At 71.6% G+C, this 8,182-nt stretch carries 7 protein-coding genes and 1 pseudogene; 6 read left to right on the top strand and 2 right to left on the bottom strand.

Annotated elements, in window-relative coordinates:
• A pseudogene (locus ACO1BR_RS43375) lies at positions 1–325 on the bottom strand (transposase); the annotation flags it as partial.
• A 68-nt stretch (positions 326–393) separates the two neighbouring features.
• On the opposite strand from ACO1BR_RS43375, the gene ACO1BR_RS43370 reads away from it, so the two are divergent.
• From ACO1BR_RS43370 to ACO1BR_RS43345, 6 genes are all read left to right on the top strand, one after another.
• Positions 394–1,472, top strand: a protein-coding gene (locus ACO1BR_RS43370; RefSeq protein WP_426800632.1) for an IS630 family transposase whose coding sequence is annotated in 2 segments (ribosomal slippage) — positions 394–874 and positions 874–1,472 — 1,080 coding nt in all. Because the reading frame shifts where the segments join, the coding sequence is not laid out codon by codon here.
• A 414-nt stretch (positions 1,473–1,886) separates the two neighbouring features.
• Complete coding sequence (locus tag ACO1BR_RS43365) at positions 1,887–2,456, top strand: dihydrofolate reductase family protein (protein ID WP_426800631.1); 570 nt, start codon at positions 1,887–1,889, stop codon at positions 2,454–2,456.
• 8 nt (positions 2,457–2,464) lie between these two features.
• The gene (locus ACO1BR_RS43360; RefSeq protein WP_426800630.1) at positions 2,465–3,427 is read left to right on the top strand and encodes a GNAT family N-acetyltransferase; all 963 of its coding nucleotides are present in this window, start codon (positions 2,465–2,467) and stop codon (positions 3,425–3,427) included.
• A gap of 107 nt (positions 3,428–3,534) precedes the next feature.
• Positions 3,535–5,187: an AAA family ATPase gene (locus ACO1BR_RS43355; RefSeq protein ID WP_426800629.1), complete on the top strand. Its 1,653-nt coding sequence runs from the start codon at positions 3,535–3,537 to the stop codon at positions 5,185–5,187.
• Entirely contained in the window at positions 5,184–6,281 is a 1,098-nt protein-coding gene (locus tag ACO1BR_RS43350) for a helix-turn-helix transcriptional regulator (protein WP_426800628.1), read from the top strand. Before ACO1BR_RS43355 ends, ACO1BR_RS43350 begins: the two co-directional genes overlap by 4 nt.
• A 291-nt stretch (positions 6,282–6,572) precedes the next feature.
• A complete protein-coding gene (locus ACO1BR_RS43345; RefSeq protein WP_426800627.1) occupies positions 6,573–7,412 on the top strand; it encodes an META domain-containing protein in 840 nt (279 codons plus the stop codon).
• A 390-nt stretch (positions 7,413–7,802) separates the two neighbouring features.
• Here the strand turns inward: ACO1BR_RS43345 and ACO1BR_RS43340 are convergent.
• The coding region (locus ACO1BR_RS43340) for an alpha/beta hydrolase fold domain-containing protein (RefSeq protein ID WP_426800626.1) at positions 7,803–8,182 on the bottom strand (380 nt) is incomplete at its 5' end.

Below are 8,182 nucleotides of genomic sequence, written 5' to 3'. Positions count from 1 at the left end.
CCAGCACGATTGTGTGCAGCGCGCGGTTGGCTTGGCGGTCACCGCCACGGTTGAGTCGGTGGCGGTCCGTGCGCCCGGACGAGGCCGGCACGGGTGCGGCAGCGCACAGGTGGGCGAAGGATGCTTCCGAGACCAGCCTGTCGGGGTTGCCCCCGGCGGTGACCAGCAACTGCCCGGCAGTCTCGGTCCCGACGCCCGGCAGCGCGAGGAGGCTGGGTGCGGTGCGGGCGATCAGAACGCGCAGATCGGCGTCCGCGTCTGCTATCTCTTCGCTCAAGTGCCGGTAGCGCTTGGCCAGACGCTTGAGAGCGAGTTTACTGACTTCGGCGTTTCGGGGTCTGGATCTGTGTCGGGACTGGTGACACGCCGCGTCCGGGCTGGTACGCCGGAGGCATGCGGTATCCGGACGGGGGCGGGCTGACCTCCGAGCAGCGCAGGCGCCGCGAAGAGGTACGGATGCGAGCCGTTGACCTCTTCGAGGAAGGCGTGGAAGTCCCGTTCATCGCTTGGGAGTTACGGGTGAGCGAGAAGTCGGTCTACCAGTGGCGCCGTACCTGGAAGACGGATGGACGCGAGGCGCTGCGTTCCAGAGGTCCCTCCGGCCACGGCTGCCGACTCGGTCCCCACCTGCAGACCAGGCTCGCGCCATGGCTCGACGAGGGGCCGGCCGCCCACGGCTGGGTGGACGACCAGGTGTGGACCGCGGCAAGGGTACGCACGCTGATCGGGCGGAAGTTCCACATCCCCTACAGCGTCTCCGGGGTCACCCGGCTGCTGCACCGGATGGGCTACAGCGTGCAGATGCCCGCCCGGCCCGCCGCCGAACGCGACGAGGACGCGATCACCGCCTGGCGGGAGGCGACCTGGCAGGAGGTAAAACCCTCCGGGCGGCGACTGGCGCGTTCCTCTGCTTCGAGGACGAAGCGGGCGTGACCGGCCGTCCGCCCAAGGGCCGCACCTGGGGCCGACGCGGCATCACCCCGAGAGTCAAGGTCTCCGCCCGCAGCCGGGGACGGCTCTCGGTGGCCGGGCTGCTGTGCTACCGGCCGGGCCTGCCCGCCCGTCTGTGCTACCGGCTGCGTCGGCATACCGGCCGCAAGGGCGAGCGTCGCTCGCTGGGCGAGACGGACTACATTCGCCTGCTGGACGGCGCCCACCAACTACTGAAGGCCCCGCTGATCGTGGTGTGGGACCGGCTGAGCACCCACATCTCCAAGACGATGAAGGCACTTGTTGCCGAACGGGACTGGCTGACAGTGGTCCTGCTGCCCGGGTATGCGCCCGACCTCAACCCGGTGGAGGGCCTGTGGGCGCACATCAAGCGGAGCCTGGCCAACCTGGCTGCCCGCACCCTGAGCGAGTTGGAGACTCTGCTCCGCAGTCGGCTCAAGGCGCTGCAGTACCGACATGGCGTCCTCGGCGGATTCCTCGCCGGGACGGGGCTCACTCTCGATGGACGAGGAGGACCCTAATAGGCCGAAGTCAGCAAACGCCGGCATCGAATGAGGTGACTGGATGACGGCTATGCGGTGTCGTAGCTGTGGAAGTTCAATGAGCAGCGTTCATACGACTCAGTCCGGGCGCGCGCTCTGCCCTCGGTGCCGTTGCCGGCGGCTGTCAGACCCGGACCGCCCACACACCGCACGGTTGCTCCGAGCTCGGCGACCTATGTGGTCACAGCACTGGCGGATCGTCCGGAGCGCCGCCGCGATCCGGGAGCTGTCCAGGTCGACGGCTGACGACGGCAGTCGGCAGGGTCGGTAGGTCGGACCGGCACATTGGGTCGTCGTGACCGATGCCCGGGGCGGTGACCGGGGCCTAGGTTCGGGCTGTCCTCGTCGGTCGCCCGCGGCCCGACGGTCACCCAGCGAAGTGAAAGGCGGCCCATGCGCCGGCTCACCTACTACATCGGCTGCAGTCTCGACGGCTTCATCGCCGGACCGGACGGGGAGACCGACTCCTCCGGCTTCGACGGTGACCTGAAGGACGCGATCCTCACCGAGTACCCCGAGACGATTCCCGGCCACGCCCGTGAGGCACTGGGTCTGGCCGACGCGCCCAACAAGGTCTTCGACACGATCCTGATGGGACGCGCCACCTACGATCCCGCCCTGCGGATCGGCGTCACCAGCCCCTATCCGCACCTGCGGCAGTACGTCTTCTCCTCCACCCTGCCCCGGACCGACCCCGAGGTGGAGGTGGTGTCGGGGGACCCGGTGGAACTTGTCCGCGGCCTCAAGCGGCAGCCGGGCGCGGGCATCTGGCTGTGTGGCGGGGCGAGCCTGGCCGGGCAGCTGCTGGGCGAGATCGACGAACTGGTGGTGAAGCGCTACCCGGTGGTGTTCGGCAGCGGCATCCCGCTGTTCCGCGCCCCCTTCGCCCCCGGCGAATGGCTGCTTCGCGACTCCCGGGTCTTCCTCACCGGCGCCACCTTGACCAGCTACGTCCGACGCTAGGAGCACCGATGCTGTTTCGACCCACGACCGCGGCCGAGGTCGACCGCGTCGCCGCGGTGACGGTCCCCGAACCCGTCGGCTGGATCGACGCCGACCGCTACCGGGATGAGCTCGGGCAGGGAATGTACCGGCCGGAGTGGACCTGGATCGCCGAGGACGGCGACGGCCGGCTGCTGGCCCGCGCCCTGTGGTGGGGCCGGGCGGACAGCGCCCACCCGATCGCCTTGGACTGCCTGCACGTCGCCCCTGGGGCGGGCGGCCGGGCCCGGGTGGCGACCGGGCTGCTCACCGCCGGGCTGCAGGCGTTCGCCGCCGCGGGCGCGCCGAAGCCGCCGCTGTACAACCTGACGCTGCCGGTCGGTTGGCGCGACGATGCGGTGGCGGCGGACGCGGTGGCCTGGCGCCGGAGCGCCGCGCGGGCCGCCGGCCTCAGCCACGAGGTGGAGCGGCTGCAGCTGCAGTGGACCAGCGGCGATCCGCTGCCGGGAGGCGAGGGCCGGCTCACCTTCGCCTCGGCCTCCGACGAGGAGTTCCTCGGGATGTTCCGGCGGATCGCGGTCGGCAGCCTGGACGACGAGACCCGCCGGAATGTCGCCGCGATGGGCGTCGAGGCGGCCGCCCGAAAGGAGTTGGAGTTCTACCTCGGCTGCCCGGGCGAGCGGGAGTGGTGGCGGCTGGCGTACGGCCCCGACGGGCGGCTCGCCGGACTGGCGATCCCCTCCGCGACGCCCTACGCCCGGAACGTCGGATTCCTCGGTGTGCTGCCCGAGTTCCGTGGCCGCGGCTATGTGGACGACCTGCTCGCCGAGGTCACCAGGAGCCATGCGGAGGCGGGCGCCGAGCTGATCACCGCCACCACCGACACCGGGAACGCCCCGATGGCGGCGGCCTTCGCCCGGGCCGGCTACCGGACCACGCGGATCCGAATGATCTGGTCGGCGCCGGTGGCCGAGCGGGAGCGAGCGCCGTAGCCGCAGCGGTCGCCGCCCCGGGGTGCGTCACCGGTCCGTCCCGCCCGGTCCGCGTACAGTGACGATCAACGAGGCCCGACGGTGGTCGGGTTGGTGGGGCCGGGGGCATGGGTGCAGGGACGCGACGAGGAGCTGCGGCGGATCGAGCTGATGCTCGCCGACGCCCTCGCGGCGAGAGCGGCGCCCTGCTGCTGCACGGCGAGGCCGGCATCGGCAAGACCGCGCTCCTCGAACACGCCGCCGCCCGCGCGCAGGGCCTTCGGGTGCTGCGCGTCGAGGGCATCGAGTCCGAGATGGAGCTGGGCTTCAGCGGACTGCACCAACTCGTCCTGCCGATCCTTCAGGTACTCGACCGACTGCCCGCCCCGCAGGCCCGGGCGCTGCGCTCGGTCTTCGGTCTCGTCGACGTGCCGGTGCGGGACCGGCTGACGGTCGCCCTCGCCACGCTGTCCGTCCTCGCCGAGGCCGCCGCCGACACGCCCCTGCTGTGCCTCATCGACGACCTGCAGTGGCTGGACCAACCGTCCGTGGACGTGCTGGTGTTCGCCGCGCGCAGGCTGCGTGCCGAGGGCGTCGCGATGCTCTTCGCCGCCCGCGGCGACTCACCCGGCAGCACCGGGCGGGCGCTGCCCACGCTGCACGTCACCGGCATTGACCGGACCGCGGCCGCGGCGCTGCTGCCCGGGCTCGCGCCGCACGTCGCCGAGCGGATCATCGACCAGGCGCAAGGCAATCCGCTGGCGCTGCGGGAGCTGTCCGCAGCGCTCACCCCGGCGCAGCGGTCCGGTCAACTGGGGCCGCTGGTGCTGCCGGAGGCACCGGCGGCGCTGCCGAGTCGGCTGCAGGAGGCGCTCACTGAGCGGGTCCGCCGGCTGCCCGAAGCCACCCGTCGGATCCTCACGGTGGCCGCCGCCGACGACACCGGGGACCTGACCGTGGTGCTGGCGGCGGCGGCCCGGTGCGGGGGGTCGGTCGACGATCTGACGCCCGCCGAGCAGGCCGGACTGCTGGCCGTCTCCGGCGCGGGGCTGCGTTTTGGACATCCGCTGGTCCGGTTCGCCGCCTACCGGCACGGCCCGCTCGCGGAGCGCATCGCGGCGCACCGGGCATTGGCGGAGACACTGGACGGCGCCGGGCACGCGCACCGCCGGGCCTGGCACTTGGCCGCGGCGACGACCGGGCCGGACGAGCGGGTGGCAGCGGAGCTGGAGCGGGTCGCCGAGTGGGCGGGCAGCCGGCAGGCGATGGCGTCGGCCTCCGCCGCCTACGAGCGGGCCGCACAGCTCACCGCGGACCCGGCGCTGCGGGCGAGGCTTCTGATCGGCGCGGCGCAGCGGGCCAGCGAGGCCGGACAGGACGAGCGCTGCGGCGCCCTCGCCGACCAGGTGCCGCAGCCGCTGCAGGACCCCGGCATGGCGGCGGACTTCGCCCGGGTGCGGGCCGTGGTCGAGCTCGGCTTCGGCAGCCCGGCGCGGGCCGCCCGGATCCTCGCCGAGGGCGCGGACGCGACCGCCGCGGAGCGCCCCGACAAGCTCCCCGTGCTGCTGACGGACGCGCTGCACGCGGCGTTCGCCGCGGGGAACGCGGCGCTGATCGCCCAGATCGCGGCCCGCGCGCCCGGTCTGCCGGTCCTCGCGGTGCCGGCGCACGTCTTCGCCGACGCGGCGGCCACCCCGCGCAATGACGGGGATGCGGCCGCGGACGGCGTCCCTGCTGCCCCGCTCTCCGCGGCGCGCGGCAGCCGCTCGCCGAGCTGGTGACCGCCTGCGACCGCGCCGAAGTCAGCCTGATGGACCGGCTGATGACCGGGCACTACTGCCACCTGCTCGCCGACCACGCGACCGCGCACCGGGTCGCCTCCGCCGCCGTGGCGCACTGCCGCGACCGTGGCGTCGGCGGCTGGCTGCCCACCACGCTGCACCTGCTCGCCCAGGTAGAGCTCGCGCTCGGCCGGCGCGATGACGCCCACTCGCACGCCGCCGAGGCGCTCCGACTCGCCGACTACTACGACCTCGACCACCGGGTTGCCCACCTGCGCGCCCTGCTCGCCGCGCTGGCCGCTGCCCGCGGAGAGGAGGACCGCACCCGTGAACTCGCCCACCGGGCCCTGGAATACACCCTCCCGCGGGGCGTCGGCCGGGGCACCTCCGACGCACTGTGGGCGCTGGGCCTGCTCGACCTCGGCTCCGGGCAGAGCCAGCGGGCACTGGACCGGCTGGAGGCGGCGCAGGATGCGGCCGGTCACCCGCTGATGGCCCGCCACCTGCTGCCCGACCTGGTCGAGGCTGCCGTGCGGGCCGGCCGCCCGGAGCGGGCGGAGGCACCCGCGCAGGCCCTCGCCACCTGCGCGGACGCCCTCCGGCAGCCCGCGGTCGGCGCGCAGTCCCGCCGCTGCCGGGCCCTGACCGGACCGGATTCCCAAGCCGAGGAGCACTACCTCGCAGCCCTCGACCTGCACCCGATCGACGACAGATTCGAACGGGCCCGCACCGAGCTGCTCTACGGCGAGTGGCTGCGCCGCCAGCGCCGCAAGCTCGACGCGCGCGACCGGCTGCGCGCCGCACTGGAGCGCTTCGACCGAGTGGGCGCGCAGCCGTGGGTGCGGCGGGCCCGGACCGAGCTGCGAGCAGCCGGCGGACACCACGACCCGACGCTCGCCCCGAACTCGCCGATCGCACGGCTGAGTCCACAGGAGCGCGAGGTGGCGCGGCTCGCCGCGACCGGCGCGACCAACCGGGAGATCGCCACCCAGCTGCTACTGAGCCCGCGCACGGTGGGGCACCACCTCTACCGGGCCTTTCCCAAGCTCGGCATCAGCTCCCGCACCCAACTCGCCGACGTGCTCGGTGGGTAGCCGGTGCGGGCAGAAGCACCGGTCCCGACGCAGATCCAGACCCCGAAACGCCGAAGTCAGTAACGGCTATGGCCGGGTCGGTCAGATCGGCGCCGGGACGGCTGGCAGCCAGGCGCCGGATCAACTCGGTGGTGGTCAGCGAGCGCAGCGCTTCGCGCACCGGCCTCAGGCCGTGAGGACGGCCGGAGCGGAGGCGCTACGGCATCCGCATCCCCCACGAAGAAGGGGCCGGGAGGTCCTGGAAGCAGGCTGTTCGGTGGGATCTGGACCTTCGACGACGGTACGCTCACGGTGGACGGGCAAGAGGCGCATACGCCCCAGAACGCCAGCCCGTGGATCGAGTTCCGTGACGACGGGACGGTTGCGGGGAATTACGGCTGCACGCCGTTTCGCGTCAAAGCCGAACTGGCGGCGAACACGCTGACGTTGGGCGAAAACCTTCCGGCTCTGCCCCCTCCTACGGCGACCCCTGCTTCGCCCGACGAGACGACCTCATGCCCGACGCCGGACAAGCAGCACAGGGACATCGCGAGTTCCACGGGTCCGGACGCGCAGCAGCCGACAGCGGAGAGCCTCACACAACGAAGCCCGGAGCTGAGGGATTTCGAGGCGAAGGTCAAAAAGTTCTTCCACCGAGGCCAGCTGAAGATCACCGAGAAGAAACTGCCGCAGGAAGTCGGAGGGCCGCCTCCCGGCTCGTTGCCGCAACTGCGGAACGAGCACGGTGATATAGCCACCCTCACCCTCGTCAGAGACCCGAGCATCTTCGACACCACGTTCCAGGTGAGCGAGTGGATGGTCTACGACAGCAGCGACCACATCAAGTCCGCCAAGGACACCTCCGTCGCATTCCATCGCGACGGCACCGTCACCGGCAAGCTCGGCTGCAACGACTTCACCGCAAAAATCTTCTTCAACGGCCCCCACCTCTTCTTCCGCGACGCCCAACTCACCACCCACCGCACCTGCGCAACACAGAACATGCAGGACGAGGCCGCCATCTTCGAGAGGCTCCAGCGTTCACTGAACTACCGCTATACCGGTTCCAGTGAAGGGATCTACATGAGGGACGACGTCGGCAGCGAGTATCGGGCGACAGGTTTCCAATTCAGGCCCGTCAAAGGCCAGTAGGCTGCAACCACCCCTCACGCCAGGCCGGCTGCGCTGGAAGGAACCGCGCGGCAGCACGCGCAACAGGGCCGGCATGGAGGCAGGAAACCTGGACGAAGAGCAACCGGAGCAGTCTTATGCTCTGGCTGCTGTCCGTCGGCGTCCGGGCAGTGTGGTACCGGAACGATGCCGTTGGAATCTCGCCGGCCGACGGGCCCTGCCCGTCCTCCGTACTGTCATGCTGGGGGACGGTACGAACGACGCGCCTCCAAGGCATTGGGCTACTCCCGGGCAAAAGGCTACGGCTTGGGCCGTCGTGGAGCCTGCGCGCGACCACTGAGCACGGCCCGAGCACCGTCGCCTTCGCCGCGATCCGGCTTATGACTCAGGGCATGACCCGCCGGGCAGAACTCAGGTCTGGGCGGTTCCGAGGGCGTTGCGCAGGAATGCTGTTGCCTGGTCGATGGCTCCGCGGGCGGCTTTGGAGTGACTCAGTGAGTTGAGCATCATGAAGTCGTGGACCGTGCCGTCGTAGCGCACCGTGGTCACCGGAACGTCGGCTGCTCGGAGCTTGGCGGCGTATGCCTCGCCCTCATCGCGCAGCACGTCGGCCTCGTCGACGATCAGCAGGGCGGGCGGCAGACCGGAGAGCTGCTCGATGGTGGCCTGGTTGGGAGATGCGGTGATCTCCGCGCGTTGGTTCGGGTCGGTGGTGTAGGCGTCCCAGAACCATTCCATCAGCTTGCGGCTCAGGTAGTAGCCGGTGGCGAACTGGTCGTAGGAACCGGTGT

Source organism: Streptomyces sp. YGL11-2 (assembly GCF_050054615.1).
Classification (GTDB): domain Bacteria; phylum Actinomycetota; class Actinomycetes; order Streptomycetales; family Streptomycetaceae; genus Streptomyces.
Note: the sequence above shows the minus strand (reverse complement) of the source record. Positions and strands in the feature narration are given on the sequence as shown.